Annotated in this window: 9 protein-coding genes and 2 pseudogenes; 7 read left to right on the forward strand and 4 right to left on the reverse strand. The window is 69.7% G+C overall.

Annotation, left to right across the window (positions count from 1 at the left end; genetic code table 11):
- The first annotated feature begins 227 nt into the window (after window positions 1–227).
- The 7 genes from IH13_RS0118440 (at window position 228) to mycP (IH13_RS0118470) (ending at window position 10726) form a co-directional block, all read left to right on the forward strand.
- Window positions 228–1724: a 2Fe-2S iron-sulfur cluster-binding protein gene (locus IH13_RS0118440; RefSeq protein ID WP_082317639.1), complete on the forward strand. Its 1497-nt coding sequence runs from the start codon at window positions 228–230 to the stop codon at window positions 1722–1724.
- A gap of 88 nt (window positions 1725–1812) precedes the next feature.
- Window positions 1813–4146, forward strand: a complete 2334-nt coding sequence (locus IH13_RS0118445; protein ID WP_031085816.1) for a xanthine dehydrogenase family protein molybdopterin-binding subunit — start codon at window positions 1813–1815, stop codon at window positions 4144–4146.
- 116 nt (window positions 4147–4262) lie between these two features.
- Window positions 4263–4775: a hypothetical protein gene (locus tag IH13_RS0118450; RefSeq protein WP_234433323.1), complete on the forward strand. Its 513-nt coding sequence runs from the start codon at window positions 4263–4265 to the stop codon at window positions 4773–4775.
- A gap of 83 nt (window positions 4776–4858) precedes the next feature.
- A complete protein-coding gene (locus tag IH13_RS43470; protein ID WP_158791210.1) occupies window positions 4859–6283 on the forward strand; it encodes a hypothetical protein in 1425 nt (474 codons plus the stop codon).
- A gap of 25 nt (window positions 6284–6308) precedes the next feature.
- Window positions 6309–7565, forward strand: coding sequence for a type VII secretion-associated serine protease mycosin (mycP, locus tag IH13_RS0118460; protein ID WP_031085820.1), 1257 nt, complete (start codon window positions 6309–6311; stop codon window positions 7563–7565).
- Window positions 7566–8102: 537 nt separating this feature from the next.
- Complete coding sequence (gene mycP / locus IH13_RS40920; RefSeq protein WP_082317636.1) at window positions 8103–9488, forward strand: type VII secretion-associated serine protease mycosin; 1386 nt, start codon at window positions 8103–8105, stop codon at window positions 9486–9488.
- A gap of 137 nt (window positions 9489–9625) precedes the next feature.
- Window positions 9626–10726: a type VII secretion-associated serine protease mycosin gene (gene mycP, locus IH13_RS0118470; protein WP_234433324.1), complete on the forward strand. Its 1101-nt coding sequence runs from the start codon at window positions 9626–9628 to the stop codon at window positions 10724–10726.
- A 4-nt stretch (window positions 10727–10730) separates the two neighbouring features.
- Here the strand turns inward: mycP (IH13_RS0118470) and IH13_RS0118475 are convergent.
- The 4 genes and pseudogenes from IH13_RS0118475 to IH13_RS37795 form a co-directional block, all read right to left on the reverse strand.
- Window positions 10731–11723 (reverse strand): annotated as a pseudogene (locus tag IH13_RS0118475) (serine/threonine-protein kinase); the annotation flags it as partial.
- Between the two features lie 52 nt (window positions 11724–11775).
- Entirely contained in the window at window positions 11776–13959 is a 2184-nt protein-coding gene (locus IH13_RS0118480) for a protein kinase domain-containing protein (RefSeq protein WP_051835871.1), read from the reverse strand.
- A 2-nt stretch (window positions 13960–13961) separates the two neighbouring features.
- Complete coding sequence (locus IH13_RS0118485; RefSeq protein ID WP_031085829.1) at window positions 13962–14858, reverse strand: protein kinase family protein; 897 nt, start codon at window positions 14856–14858, stop codon at window positions 13962–13964.
- Window positions 14859–14982: 124 nt separating this feature from the next.
- A pseudogene (locus tag IH13_RS37795) lies at window positions 14983–15382 on the reverse strand (RraA family protein); the annotation flags it as partial.

Here is a 15382-nt window from a genome sequence, read left to right on the forward strand (position 1 = left end):
AACAGGAGCCTTACGGGCAGGAGCCGTACGGGCGGCAGCCGTACGGACATCAGCCGTACGGGCAGGAGCCGTATGGACAGGAGCCGTACGGACAGGGCTACCCGGAGACGCATCGGGACGCCTCGCCCGGGTACGGGCAGACGTCGTCCACGACGGCCCACTGGAACTTCACCGAGCCCGCCGCCCCGCCGGCGGGCCCCGGTGAGCACGCCGCGGGACCGGACCACATGGCCCGGGAGCACGGGGCTCCGGAACACGGGGCTCCGGAGCGCCTGGGCCCGGGTCCCGGGGTTTCGGCGGGACCGGCTTACCCGGAGCAGCACGGGCACAGGGAACCCACCGGGCACCCGGGTCACACCCAGCCCACGGGGCACGCCGAGCCCGTGGGGCAGGCTGAGTACACCGAGCACACCGAGCCGGCTGAGCACACCGAGTCGGCCGGGTCCACGGAGCCGACCGGGCAGGCGGGCCGCAACGAGACCCCGGGGCACACCGGGCAGTGGACGATCCCGGTGGCCGACGGCGACCTCCCGGAGGAGTCGGGCGAGTTCGCCGCCTCGGCGCTCGCGTCCTCCTGGTACACGGACACGCCCCCGGCGACGCTGCCGGGCGGAGCCGCGGCGCCGTGGGCCGAACACCTCCAGGGGGAGCGGGACATCGCCGGGTCCGGGGCGGACGCCCCGGACGGGCAGGCGGAAACGGCCACCCGGGACGAAGGGGCCCCGGAAGCCCTGCGGGAGCCCGCCGAGGCGCCGGGGACGCCGGAGGAAGCACCGGGAGCGTCCGAGCCCCCCGGGACGTCACCGGAGCCCTCCGAAACGGCATCCGAAACCGCCCCGGTGGCCGTGCCCGGACCGGTCTCCGAGGCGGCCGTGCCCCTCACCCAGGAGCCCGCCCCCGCACCGCACGCCGCGCACCCGGAGGAGCCGACCGCGGAATCGCCCGCCGACCCGCCGGCCGAGGTGACCGCGGACCCGTCCGCCGGAGCACCGGGCGACGCACCGTCGGACACGCCCCCCGTACCGGCGCCGGACCCGCTCCCCGAGACCGAGCCCGGCACCGCCTCCCCGGCCGCCGAACCGGTCGCCCCCGGAGCGGTGGCCGACGCCGAGGCCGACACAGGGGAGCCCGACGCCCAGGTCGCCGTACCGAGCGAGCACCCCGCGGCCTCGTACGTCCTGCACGTGAACGGCGTGGACCGCCCGGTCGGCGACGCCTGGATCGGGGAGTCGCTGCTGTACGTGCTCCGCGAACGCCTAGGTCTCGCGGGCGCCAAGGACGGCTGCTCGCAAGGCGAGTGCGGTGCCTGCAACGTCCAGGTGGACGGGCGCCTGGTCGCCTCGTGCCTGGTACCCGCCGCCACCACGGCGGGCAGCGAGATCCGTACGGTGGAGGGGCTCGCCGTGGACGGGGAGCCCTCGGACATCCAGCGCGCCCTCGCCGCGTGCGGTGCCGTCCAGTGCGGCTTCTGCATCCCCGGGATGGCCATGACCGTCCACGACCTCCTGGAGGGCAACCACGCCCCCACCGAGTTGGAGACGCGCCAGGCGCTCTGCGGCAACCTCTGCCGCTGCTCCGGCTACCGGGGCGTACTCGATGCCGTACGCGAGGTCATCGAGAGCCGGGACGCAGACGGACCGGACGACGAGCCGCGCATCCCGCACCAGGCACCGCCCGGCGCGGGCGGCGTACAGGCCCAGCCGCACGAGGGAGACGCCCGGTGAGAACCGCGTCCCCCGCACCATCGGTCACCCACACCACCACCACCACCATCAGCTGCACCCGCAGCGGGGCGAACGACAAGGAGGCGGCGTGACCAGCGACGCAGCCACCGCGACCGGGACCACCCGGACCACGCCACCGGCCGAGGGCGCGGGGCTCGACCAGGAACCGCCGACGCACGGCCTGGGCGCCTCGCTGCCGACGGCCGACGCCAGGGCCAAGACCGAGGGCACGTTCCCGTACGCCGCGGACCTCTGGGCCGAGGGCCTGCTGTGGGCGGCCCTGCTGCGTTCCCCGCACCCCCACGCGCGCATCCTGTCGATCGACACGTCGGCCGCCGCCGCGATGCCCGGGGTGCGGTCGGTCGTCACCCACGCGGACATCCCCGGGGACAGCGCGTACGGCCGACGGGTCGTCGACCGCCCGGTGTTCGCCGCCGAACTGGTACGGCACCACGGAGAGGCCATCGCCGCCGTCGCCGCCGACCACCCGGACACGGCCCGGCTGGCCGCGGCGGCGATCATCGTCGAGTACGAGGTCCTGGAACCGGTCACCGACCCGGAGAAGGCCTTCGCAGCCGAACCCCTGCACCCCGACGGCAACCTCATCCGTCACATCCCGCTGCGCTACGGCGACCCGGACACCGTCGGCGAGGTCATCGTCGACGGCCTGTACCGTATCGGCCGCCAGGACCCGGCCCCGATCGGAGCCGAGGCCGGTCTCGCCGTGCCGCGCCCCGACGGCGGCGTCGAGCTCTACACGGCGTCCACCGACCCGCACACGGATCGCGATCTGGCCGCCGCCTGCTTCGGCCTGGAACCCGACCGGGTCAAGGTCGTCGTGACGGGCGTCCCGGGCGCGACCGGCGACCGCGAGGACCCGGGCTTCCAGATCCCGCTCGGCCTGCTCGCCCTGCGCACCGGCTGCCCGGTCAAACTGGCCGCGACCCGCGAGGAGTCCTTCCTCGGCCACACCCACCGCCACCCCACCCTGCTGCGCTACCGCCACCACGCGGACGCCGAGGGACGACTCGTCAAGGTCGAGGCGCAGATCCTCCTCGACGCCGGCGCGTACGCCGACGCCTCCTCCGAGTCCCTGGCCGCCGCGGTGGCGTTCGCCTGCGGCCCGTACGTCGTCCCGCACGCGTTCATCGAGGGCTGGGCGGTACGTACGAACAACCCGCCCTCCGGGCACGTGCGCGGTGAGGGCGCGATGCAGGTCTGCGCGGCCTACGAGGGCCAGATGGACAAGCTCGCCGCGAAGCTCGGCATCGACCCGGCCGAACTCCGCCTCCGCAACGCCCTGTCCACCGGCGATATCCTGCCCACCAGCCAGACGGTGACCTGCCCCGCCCCGGTGGCCGAACTCCTCCACGCGGTGCGCGACTTCCCGCTGCCCGCCCTGCCCAAGGACGCCCCGGAGGACGACTGGCTGCTCCCGGGCGGCCCGGAGGGCGCGGGCGAGCCCGGAGCGGTACGCCGGGGTGTCGGCTACGCCCTCGGCATGGTCCACATGCTCGGCGCCGAGGGCGCGGACGAGGTCTCCACGGCCACGGTCCGGGTCCACGACGGCGCCGCCACGGTGATCTGTGCGGCCGTCGAGACCGGCCAGGGCTTCACCACACTGGCCCGGCAGATCGTCCAGGAGACCCTGGGCATCGAAGAGGTGCACGTGGCCGCGGTGGACACCGACCAGCCACCCGCGGGCCCCGCCACGCACGGCCGCCACACCTGGGTCTCCGGCGGCGCGGTGGAACGCGCGGCCAAGATGGTCCGCACCCAGCTGCTCCAGCCCCTGGCCCACCAGTTCGGCATGTCCACGGAGCTGCTCCAGATCGCGGACGGCAAGATCACGTCGTACGACGGCGTGCTGTCGACCACGGTCACGGAGGCGATGGACGGCAAGGAACTCTGGGCCACCGCCCAGTGCCGCCCCCACCCGACCGAGCCCCTGGACGAGTCGGGGCAGGGGGACGCCTTCGTCGGCCTGGCGTTCTGCGCGGTACGCGCGGTGGTGGACGTCGACATCGAACTCGGCTCGGTCCGGGTGGTCGAGATGGCCGTCGCCCAGGACGTCGGCCGCGTCCTCAACCCGTCCCAGCTGGCGGTCCGCATCGAGGCGGGCGTCACCCAGGGCATCGGCGCCGCCCTCACGGAGAACCTCCGCACGGCCCGCGGCCTGATCCGCCACCCGGACTTCACGGGCTACGCGCTTCCCACGGCCCTGGACGCTCCGGACATTCGCATCGTCAAACTGGTGGAGGAGCGCGACGTGGTGGCCCCGTTCGGGGCCAAGGCGGCCTCGGCGGTACCGGTGGTGACGTCCCCCGCAGCGGTGGCGGCAGCGGTCCGCGCCGCAACGGGCCGCCCGGTCAACCGCCTCCCGATCCGCCCCCAGTCGGCGGTGGCCACCCCCAAGCCCTGACCACCCGGGCGCTGGTGTGATCCGGGTTGCACCTGCAATCCGGGGATGCGGGGTGTCACCGGTGCTGGCTACAGTGACGTTCGACGTTGTAGCCAGCCGGATACGGGGAGGGTGCTGTGCTGCCGAGTGAGGGTGGAGCGGTGATGGCGGCGTCGTTCGCCAACATGGGCGCCACAACTGCGGTACTGGCAACGGAGCTGTCGTCGTTCACCCAGTTCCGTGACCACATCGACGAGATCCTGCGCGACCTGAAGGCGTCACCGGCGGGACCGACGAAGCTGGGTGAGGACCCGCTGACCCGTCCGCAGTTCGGTGGCGGTGACATGCTGTGGGCGGAGGCGGCCAGCCTCTTCATCTCGTACCAGAAGGTGGTCACCGAGCTTGAGTCGCTCTCCAAGCTGCTGTCGGAGGCAATAGAGGGCATGAGCATCGCGGTGCTCGCCTCCCACAAGGGTTACGAGAACCTGGACATCGACATCCGGCGCCGGATGCTGGCCATTGCGGGCAGCGCGAAGGAGCATTACGGAGGCGAGTACATCCCGCCGGAGTCCGACAAGCCGCATGCGGACACGCAGAAGCCGACCGGAGGGGATACCTCAGGTGCTGACGGGCTCTCTTGGCAGTCCTAATCACTGGTATCGGTATGGCACGGGGATAGACGGGGGCAAGGATGGATGTCGGGGAAGCAGGGCAGGGCACACCGTTCGACAGCATGCTCCACGAGGAGATGCTCGCATGGCTGGACATGGCCAACAGCGGGGCGGTGAACATCGCTTCCGATCGCCTGTTGAGTGCGGCCAGCGAGATCAAGAAGGTCGCGACGGAGCTGAAAAACCGGCCTCAGCGGGTCGATTGGGAAGGTGAAGGGGCGTACGCCTTCAGGTCATGGAGTGCCGACCTGGCCAACGAGACGCTGCGCCTTGGGGAATTCAGCTCGGGTGTGTCCAAGTGGCTGGCCGAGGCCTCGAACGCGATCGCCGCGGCGCAGGCATCGGTCCCCCGCACACACGCAGGCGCGCAGGCGAACCTGGAAGCCGCCCGTCTGGCGAGGAACGACCCGGATGCGTCAACGGTGGCCAGGGAGGCTGCGGAGACGCTAATCGCCACGCAAGAGTCGAATCGCCAGGAAACGGCGGATCAGATGCGCCGACTGGCGCAGACGTACGCCTTCTCGTCGAGAAAGATGGACGCGCTGGAGAGGCCGGTATTCCCGCCTCCTCCGGTTGCGATCGTGCCACCGGAGGAGGAGCACCTGAACGGCGGGACCGATCGCAGTTTCGGCTCCGCCGCTTCACCTCAGCGTGTCACTGGCTACGCTGCGACGCGTGCAGACCACGGTGTCGACGTCTCTGAGACCACCACCACATCGTCCCCGGTTGCGTACGGACCGTCCGTCACCGCAACTTCTGCGCTGTCGCAGCCTGTCGATATGGAGATCGCGGGCGCGGTCACGCTACCCGACGCACCGGCCGCCCTACCGACTGCTCCGGCTGCCGCCCCAGGGAGTGTGAAGGGTGGTGATGGTCTGACTCCGCCTGTAGTTGCCCCTGTCAGGGGAGGCCCGGGTATGCATCCCGAGTCGAATGCGACCGGCGGCCGCTCCGCCCCCAATGTTCGCCCGCCGACCCCTTCTGTAGGCGGGCCCAACTTGGGGAAAAACCTCGTCGGCAGGCCTGTTCCCGACGGAGGAATTACGGGTGGGCGTCAGTTGACACAGCCCACAGGGCGGCCACCTACTGGCCTACCACGCGGCAATGTGATCGGTGGTGAAACCACTCACACCGGTCGCGCACCGATGTCACACGGTCCGGCTGCAGGCGGCTCAGGGGGCCAGAGTGGCGTCGTCGGTGGCCGCCGCCTCGCAGGCGAAGCCGGCGGTCTGGTTGGGGGTCGCCCTGGGCAGCAAGGGCAGGCAGCCGGCCGCCCATTCACTCCCGGCGGCACAGGCCTGGTCCGTGGAGGCGCAGCAGCCGAGGGTTCTCGTGGCGCAAGTGCGGTTGGGCGCGGAGCAGGGGGCAATGCTCAGCGGCGGCAACAAATGCATGGTGAGGGCAGCGAACGTCCGGACTACCTGATCGAGGACGAGGAGACTTGGCAGCAGGGCAGTAGGCGAATTGTTCCACCGGTCATCGACTGAGCCGCAGAGGCGCCGAAGGAATCGAATGCGTACCAGCAGCACCACGGGGATTTCCCGTCGAACCGTTGCTCCCGTGGTGGCAGGGCTGTTGCTTGCCGTGGGAATTTCTGCGCCTGCTTACGCGGAGTCCGCCCGTTCCGAACAGTGGCACCTTGACGCCATGAAGGCCGAAGAGATGTGGCAGATGAGTACCGGTGCGGGCGTCACCGTTGCGGTCATCGACTCCGGCGTGAATGCGGCGAATCCCGATCTGACGGGGCAGGTCCTCAAGGGGCTGAATCTGGAAACCGATATCTCCGGTGATGAGCTCAGCGACTACGATGGCCATGGCACAGGAATGGCGGGGCTGATCGCGGGGACGGGCCAAGCCCTCGCAGGTAATGGCGCCTTTGGGCTGGCTCCTGGTTCCAAGATTCTCCCCATTCGCATGGCCAAGGCCACACGAGCTACCACCCAGGCTGCAGCGGAGAAGAGGTTCAACGAGGACCTTCCCAAAGCCATCAGGTTTGCTGTCGATCACGACGCAAAGGTGATCAATGTTTCCCTTGGCATGACGGCGGGTTCGGAGCAGGTGGACGATTCCGTACGGTACGCACTGAAAAAGGGAGCGCTCATCTTCGCCGCTGTCGGTAACAGTGGCAACAAAGCGAACCTGGTCGAGTACCCGGCAGGTACCCCCGGTGTAGTGGGAGTCGGGGCTATCGGCAAAGACCTCCAGAAAACAGAGGAATCCCAGTGGGGGGCACAGGTCGACCTGTCCGCGCCTGGCGAAGAGATGATTCATGCTTGCGGTGGTAAGACCGGGTTTTGCGAGTCGCACGGGACCAGCGACGCCTCTGCCCTTGCCTCTGCTTCTGCGGCTCTGATTTGGTCCAAGTACCCCAACTGGACCAACAACCAGGTCCTGCGAGTCATGCTCAACACGGCGGGGAAGCCCACCAGTGGTGCTGAGCGGAATGACTACGTGGGCTACGGCTCGGTCCGGCCAGGGGCGGCGTTGACTGAACCCGGCGATCCTGGGCCTGCTGACGAGTACCCGCTCCCCGACCTCGCGGCCGCGGCTGAGTCCGCGGAGCCGTCGACCGAACCGTCCAAAGCTGCCGGTTTCTCCGAGGAGAGCGATAAGCCGTCCGCCGCACCGGTTGCCGAGGGTGACAGTAACACCGCCCTCTGGATCGGTCTGGGCGTTGGCGCGGCTGCCCTCATCGGTGGCGCGGTGGCCGTCGTAGCCATCCGCTCCCGCCGTCGTAGAGCAGCCGCAGTGGCGTACGGCCGCCGATGAACTCAGGGGCTGGAAACTCGGGTAGCGGATCGGTCGCCTGGCCGCCTTCGAACGGTGGCATTGTTGGTGGCAGGCCCATGGCACAGTCTCCTGGCCGCTCCGGCACGCCCTTCCACGTGGCACCGCCATCGGCGGTGAAAGCACACATGCGGGGCGCGGAGCTATGGGGAACGGCGCAGGCATGGGCGGAGGCGTAGGCAGCGGCCGGAGCGGGATTGTCGGTGGCCGCCGATTGGCCGGGGAGACCGGTGGCATGGTCGGCGCGTCTCCACAACAGACGGGCCGCATGACTGCTCGCCCGTTTACTCCCGGTGGTACCGGGTTGGTTCGCGGCTCCACAACCGGTGACGGCGCCAAGAGCGTCGGCCAGGTAGGGCGTGGCGGAGCGCCGGCCTCTCAGCCAACAAGAGACCGGCGCCGCGATGACAGCGAGCGCCCGGATTACCTTGTCGAAGACGAAGAGACGTGGCAGCAGGGCAGTCGGCGAGTCGTTCCGCCAGTTATCGACTGATCAGTAGAAGGACATGAGGGGAAACAATGCCTGGCAGTAGCAGGTCAGCTATCCGTCGTGGGCCTGCCGCGTCCCTCGCGGTGGCGTTGCTGCTGGTAGGTGCGGGCCCCGCACATGCGGAATCTGTTCGTTCCACTCAGTGGCATCTCGATGTGATGCAGGCTGAGTCGATGTGGCGCGTGAGTACTGGCAACGGTGTCACTGTCGCGGTAATCGACACAGGGGTCGATGCGTCCAACCCGGACCTTCAAGGGCGCGTCCTCAAGGGACTGGACCTGGCTTCCGGATCACCTGGAGACGAGCACACAGATTACCGAAACCACGGTACGGGAATGGCGGCTCTGATCTGCGGAACCGGAGCATCGGGTGGCGGAGACGGCGCTTTTGGGTTGGCGCCGGGTGCCAAAATCCTCCCCATCCGAATGAAAGATGACGCGGGTAAAGTCAACGGGGCGACGGGGGACAAGCATTTCAACGATGACCTGCCTTTGGTGATTCGTTTTGCGGTCGACGAAGGCGCCAAGGTCATCAATATTTCGCTCGGTAACGAGGTTGGGTCCGAAAAGCTCAATGACGCCGTTAAATATGCCATTGACGCAGGCTCGCTGATTTTCGCCTCGGTTGGCAACAGTGGTGACGGGGATAATCGGGTTGAGTTTCCGGCAGGTACCCCAGGGGTCGTCGGCGTGGGCTCGGTCGGGGAAAGCCTGCAGAAGGCGGACTCCTCTCAGTACGGACCACAGGTCGATCTGGCGGCTCCAGGCGTTGACATGGTTCATGCGTGCAGTGGCGGAACGGAGTTGTGCAAGACACGCGGTACGAGCGACGCCACCGCCATCGCCTCCGCATCCGCCGCCCTCATCTGGTCCAAGTACCCGGACTGGACCAACAACCAGGTTCTGAGGGTGACGCTCAACACCGCCGGCGGCGCTATCAGTGGCGAGAAGCGCACGGATGCCATCGGATATGGCATCGTCCGTCCCCGCATCGCTTTGAAGAACCCGGGTGACCCCGGGCCTGCCGACGAGTTGCCGCTTCCCGACCTCGCCGCGGCCGCCTCCCCGACGCCGTCCGTCGAGCCCTCCGGGGCGGCCAACGGATCGGAGAAGCCGGATGAGAGCGAGAAGCCGTCCGCCGCGTCCTCGGCCTCTGACGAGGGGATCGGCGACGCGGGCCTCTGGGTCGGCCTGGGTATCGGTGCAGTCGCACTCGTGGGAGTCGGCGTTGCGTTCGGGGTGATCCGTTCCCGCCGTCGAGTCGCGTCTGCCTCCGGGCCCTTCCCTTACCAGCCTCCGGTCGGGCACCAGCAGGCGCAGCCGCCATACCTTCCACCGCAGGACCACACAGGCGCTCCCGGGCCGCACTCGAGCCACGGGAGTCCTCCGGGTCAGGGTGGCGGCCCCTCAACGTGAACGTGTACGGCCGAGTACGGACGAGAGCCGTGTCCTTCCCCCGCGGGCTCCGGAAGCGGCGTTGTGCGGTGTGGGCTGCCGGGCTGGCTATGCTCCTGGTCGGTACCTCGGCCACTGCGGCGACCGCGGACACGGTCTTGTCCCAGCAGTGGCACCTCGACCGGATGGGGGCCGAGAAGATGTGGCAGACCAGCACGGGTAAAGGCGTGACCGTCGCGGTCATCGATACGGGTGTGCGTGAAGTGCCCGAGCTGGCAGGCCAGATCGTCAAGGGCAAGGACTTCACGGACGGGCACTCCAGCGGACATGACGGCCGCGGAACGGCAGTCGCGGCCGTGATCGCCGGTACTGGCAAGGGCCTCGGCGGCAAAGACAGCGCGTACGGCTTGGCGCCCGGATCCAAGATCTTGCCGCTGAAGATCATCGACCGGAGCGGGGGCGGGACTCCGAGCCCGAGCTCCTCCGAGGAGCAGGCAGTAGTCGGTGACCAGATGGCACCGGCCATTCGCTATGCCGCGGATTCCGACGCGAAGATCATCACTATTTCACCGGCCGCCGAGCGCAGGACAGCAGCGTTGGAGTGGGCCGTGGAGTACGCCCTGACCAAGGGCAAGCTGGTGTTCGCCGCCGTGGGTGACTCGGAAGGCTATCGAAGGCAAGTGCAGTATCCGGCGCGGATTCCGGGTGTCGTCGGTGTCGCTGCCCTCGACAAGGACCGGAGCGCGACCCAGACATCGGCCTGGGGACCGCAGGTGGATCTCAGCGCCCCGGGCGAGGACATCCTCAGCGCGTGCGATGAGGGAGCAGGCTTGTGCAAAAACAGCGGTACGGCGGTGGCCTCAGCCGTCGCAGCCGCGTCAGCAGCTCTGATCTGGTCCGTCCACCCGGATTGGACCGCCAACCAGGTTCTGCGCGTCATGGTGAGTACGGCCAGTGGCCCCACCACCGGGGACGTACGGAGCGATTACATCGGATACGGCATCGTCCGGCCATTGCGTGTGCTGCAGTCACCGGGCGATCCGGGCGCCGCCGAGCGGTACCCGCTGCCGGACTACACCGCCCCGTCTGCTCCACAAGGCGCCGAGTCGGCCGCCTCCGTAGGGCCCGGCAGCGGCCCGGGCACGGCCTTCGTGGTGTCCCTCGGTGTATGTGCCACGGGCTTGCTCTGTCTTGCCGTCGCGCTTCCTCTGCTTGTCGCCGACCGGCGTCGTACCAGGACTGCGGTCAGCCGTCCTTGAACTGCCACGCCGCCGTACCGCCGCCCACGGTGAGAGCCGCGCCCGCGCCTGCGAGGGCGATGAGAAATCGTCGTCGGCCCTTGGCCGGAGGCGTGGTAGGTGCCCCGAACCCGGGGACCACGTGACGTACGTCCGCGAGGTGCTGGTCGATCATCGCGCCGAGCTGTCCCTGCCGCCATTCGTCCACCGTCCCGTGCGTGCCGGGCGCAAAGGCAGCCGCGATGTGGCCCGGGCTCGGTCGCAGAGCCGCGTCCTTGGCCAAGCAGGGGGCGACGAGGTCGCGGAGCGAGCTGGTCAGCCACTCCAACTGCGGTTCTCCATGCACCACTTCGTACTGGACCGCAGAAACATGCCCACCACCGAAGGCGCGTCGGCCGGTTGCGGCGTAGACCAGCACGGCCCCCAGTGAGAAGACATCGGCGGAGGGACCCACCCGGTGGCCCAATACTTGTTCGGGCGCGCCGTACCCGGGGGTCACCGGGACTTCTCCCGTGGTCGTCAGAGTGAGTCCGTGTTCCGGCCGGGCGATGCCGAAGTCGATGATCCGGGGGCCGGCCGATGTCAGCACGATGTTGGCGGGTTTGACGTCACGGTGCACGAGTCCCGCCGTGTGGATGTCCTGCAGGGCGGCTGCGAGAGCGGCGCCCAGCCGGCACACCGCGCCCTCGCCGAAGGGGCCCAGGGCGGTGACGGCCTCTTCCAGGGTGGGGCCGGCGAGGAACTCGGCGGCGATCCAGGGACGTCCGTCCTCGGTCTGTGCATCGAGCACCCGGGCCACGCCGTTACTGGTTACGGCACGAGCGGTCCAGGCCTCGCGGACGAAGCGCCGTGCGAGGTCCTGGTCATGGGCCAACTCAAGACGCAGACACTTCACTGCGGCGCAGCGGCCGAGGCTGTCCTGTCCGAAGTAGACCTTGCCCATCCCTCCTTCGCCGAGCGTGCCGAGCAGGCGGTACGGGCCGAGGCGGAGCAGATCTCCGGAGCCGAGCGGTTTCATGGGGATTCCTCGGGGGCAGAGGCGGGGCGGACCGGTAGGAGGGCAGAACGTCTCAGTCCAAGCGCAGGCCCTGCACTCTTTCCTCGCCGATCCCGACGAGCAGGTGCTTGTCCGGGCTGACCGCGAAGAGGCTGAGCGAACCCTTTTGCGTCCGTACGTATTTCTTCGTGCTCAGGTTGATCGCGCCCAGACCTGCCTCACCCTCGTAGGAGAGGTGGTCCGAGCTGAGGACCGGCGGAGCGGCAAGGAGTGCCCGGTTGTCCTCCGGGCTCGGTGTCTCCCATATCAGCTCGCCGTACCGTGCATCGACGGCGACGATCGTTCCGCTGCTTTCGGCCGCGTACACCACTTCGCCGCGTACGGTCGGTGCTCCGTAGTGAGCTTCCAGCTCGCCGACGTCGCCGAAGTCGCGGGAGTTGCCGAACTCCCAGACGAACGTGCCGTCGGAGACTCGGATTGCCCGGAGCAGGCCTGCACCGACGTACAGGTGTGTTCCGTCCTCCGCGAGTTGCGCTCCGTCGCTGATGGCGGTCGTGTCGGATACCTTGGTGGTCCAGAGGTGTTCGCCGGAGCGCTTGTCGTATCCGTGGAGTATGGAAGAGCTCATCATCTGCCCCAGGACCCACACGTTGCCGATGGTCTTGGCGAACCAGTTGCGCCCGTCGAAGCGGGGATCGTTCGTCCCCTTGTAGGGCACGTGCCACAGAACCTTCCCGGTCTTCGTGTCCAAGGCCAGGAGACGCCAGTCGTCCGTGTCCGGTGCACTGTCACGCCCCACGGCGAGGTGAAGCATTCCCTCCGAAGCATCGATAAGAGCGGCGACCGTGTGGGAGGAACTCAATGCCGGGATATCGGGCAGAGTGATGAGGGTGCGACCGGATCCACCGGTCACCTGGTCGAGTGAACGGATCTGCAAGCCCTTCCAGGCGTCGGAGAGCAGGCAGTAGACGTCGGATTCGTCGGCGACGAACCTGGCATGGGGCTCCAGCGGCATGGAATCCCACAGCTTCTCCCCGGTTCCGGGGTCCATACCTACCAGCTGGAAGTATTCGCCCATGACCACCGGCGTGTCGCCCACGAAGAACGGCACGGCGTAGTCCTGCGCCTCTGCGGAGTCGTTCGTCCACACCAGGTCCAACGGCACCTGGATCTTCCCCCCTGTCTCCGTCGCATCGGCCGCCCCCAGCCTCCACCCGTCGGGGAGATACGGCCAGAACCAGGCACCCGCCCCTACGCCCGCCACCGACAGTCCGGTGGCCGTCAGGAGACGGCGGCGGGACATGCCGGTACGGCGCGGCGCCGGTGTTTCGGGTAGGTGGGATGCCTGTTCCGGGGGCGCCGGAAGCCGCTGGGGACGAGACCGCCAGACCTCCGCCGAGAGACGTGCGATCTCGGACAGCAGCCCAGCGGGCAGATGGTCCGCGAACTGGCCGCGGCCGTCGTGCAGTTCCGCGACCAGCTGTGCCGTACTCGGGCGCAGGGCCGGGTCCTTGGCGAGGCACCTGGTCAGGACCGGGGCGAGTGACGGTGGTACGCCGGTGAGGTCCGGGTCGGCGTATCGCACGCGGTAGATCAGGTCGGCGGGCTGCCCACTGCCGAACGGGCCGCGTCCCGTGGCGGCGAAGACCAGCACCCCGGCGAGGGCGAACACGTCACCGGCCGGAGTCTGTTCCTGCCCGCTCGCCTGTTCCGGTGACATGTAGGCGGGCGTGCCGGCGGCCGTCCCGGTGCGGGTGAGCCGGTCGTCGCCCACGGCGCGGGCGATACCGAAGTCGATGACCTTGGGTCCGTAGGCGCTGATCATGACGTTGGACGGCTTCAGGTCCCGGTGCACCACGTCGGACCGGTGCAGTTGCCCGAGCGCGCCGCACAAGGCCGCGCCCACCGCGCGCACCGCGGCCTCGGGGAGCGGCCCGCAGCGGGAGACGGCCTCGTCCAGGGGTGGTCCGAGGACGTACTCCGTCGCCAGCCAGGGGGTTTCGGCGAGCGGGTCGGCGTCGAAGACCTGGGCGCCGTGCTGTCCCCCGATGACTCGCGCCGCATCGACTTCGAGGCGGAAGCGGGTACGGAAGGTGGCGTCGGAGGCGATGCGCGCGTGCACGGTCTTGAGCGCGACCGTGCGACCGCCCGGTGAGCGTGCCAGGTAGACCGTGCCCATGCCGCCGCTGCCGAGCCGGGCGGTCAACCGGTACGAGCCGACGTGTGGCGGGTCGTCGTGAAGGAGTGGATGGAGCACGGTCAGCTTCCGGTGGGCAGGGGGAGGTCGAGGGCGAGGAGCGCCGCCGACTGGCGGGCGAGGGCGGCGACGACCCGCCCGGGCAGCGGGAACGTGCCCGTCCCCACGTCGACGGCGGTCGGCGGCGGAGAGCCGTCCGCCGCCGAGGGGGACAGCGCGTGCAGGACGTCCGCCGCCCGCGGCCGGGCGGCGGGATCGCGGGCCAGGCAGGCCGGTACGAGAGAGCGGAGCAGTACGGGAAGTTCTTCGCGGTCGGGAACGGTGTGCCCGGTCGCCGCGTACGAGAGGACCGCGCCCAGCGCGTAGACGTCGCCCGGCGGCCGTGGGCGCCCGCCGGCGGCCTGCTCCGGGGCCAGGCTGCCGGGTTCGAGACCGGGCAGCCCCGAGCGGGCCACGCCGTCCGGTGAGGCAGCCCGGGCCGCACCGAAACAGGTGACCCGGGGACCGTCACCGGCGATCAGCACGGCCGCGGGGGAGAGCCCCGCGTGGGTCACGCCCGCCGTGTGGGCGCTGACAAGGGCCTCCGACAAGGAGATCGCGAGGGCCCGTAGGGCGTCGTCCGGAAGGGGGCCGCCGTTGACGGCCAGTGCGGTGGGGAGCGGGACGGCGGGTTCGTAGGGGCGGGCGCACCACGCGGGCCCGCCGGCAGGGGAGCACTCGGTGACGGTGGAGAACCACGGGCCGAGGGGTGTCTGGGCGGTCCGGGCCTCGACGAGGAAGCGTTCGGGGTCGGTGCCGTCGAGAGGGGTGCTCAGCAGGACGGTGCGCTCACCGTCCGCCGTACGCGCGATGTGGCGCCGTTCGGGTACGGGCATCGTTCCGGCGCCGGTGGGATCGAGCCTGGTGATGACGGTGTACGGCCCGATCCGCCGGACGGAACTGCGGTGCGGTCTTTGCATGAATGAAGATCCCCCCGGCGACTGGTCACAGCGAGGGGCAGCCTACTCAAGCCGTCACGGGTGCGTTGGCTTCGGCCGGGCGAGCGTCGTCCCCCTCTGCTCGCGAGGTGGCCCGGGGCCCGGATCAGCCGGTGAACCCACCCTCTCCCAGGAGTTGGTCGATGCGGGACCGGTGCGCGGTCTCCCAGGCGTCGAGGGTCTGGGCGGCCTCCTCGGCCAGTCTCGCCTCGGCGTCGCGCAGTACCCGCTCCTGGCGGGCGTGCGGGGTGACGACGACCCCCTCCTCGTCCGCCACCACCATGTCACCGGGGTGGACCCGCACACCGCCGCAACGGACCGGGACGTTCAGCGGCTGGACCGAGGTCTTGGTGCCCGGGACGGGGATGACGCCGCGGGCGAAGACGGGGAAGCCCATCTCGCGTACCTCGGCGAGGTCCCGGATGACCCCTCGATCACGAACCCCGCGATTCCCCGTCGTTGGGCGACGGCGCAGACGTTGCCGCCGGCCAGCGCGTAGTCCACGT

The sequence above is a fragment of the Streptomyces sp. NRRL WC-3549 genome (assembly GCF_000721935.1).
Lineage (GTDB): Bacteria > Actinomycetota > Actinomycetes > Streptomycetales > Streptomycetaceae > Streptomyces.

Coding starts and splice junctions, on each gene's coding strand:
- IH13_RS0118440 (WP_082317639.1), top strand. CDS start 228: ATGGCCCGGGAGCACGGGGCTCCGGAACACGGGGCTCCGGAGCGCCTG.
- IH13_RS43470 (WP_158791210.1), top strand. CDS start 4,859: ATGCTCCACGAGGAGATGCTCGCATGGCTGGACATGGCCAACAGCGGG.
- mycP (WP_031085820.1), top strand. CDS start 6,309: ATGCGTACCAGCAGCACCACGGGGATTTCCCGTCGAACCGTTGCTCCC.
- mycP (WP_082317636.1), top strand. CDS start 8,103: ATGCCTGGCAGTAGCAGGTCAGCTATCCGTCGTGGGCCTGCCGCGTCC.
- IH13_RS0118485 (WP_031085829.1), bottom strand. CDS start 14,858: ATGCAAAGACCGCACCGCAGTTCCGTCCGGCGGATCGGGCCGTACACC.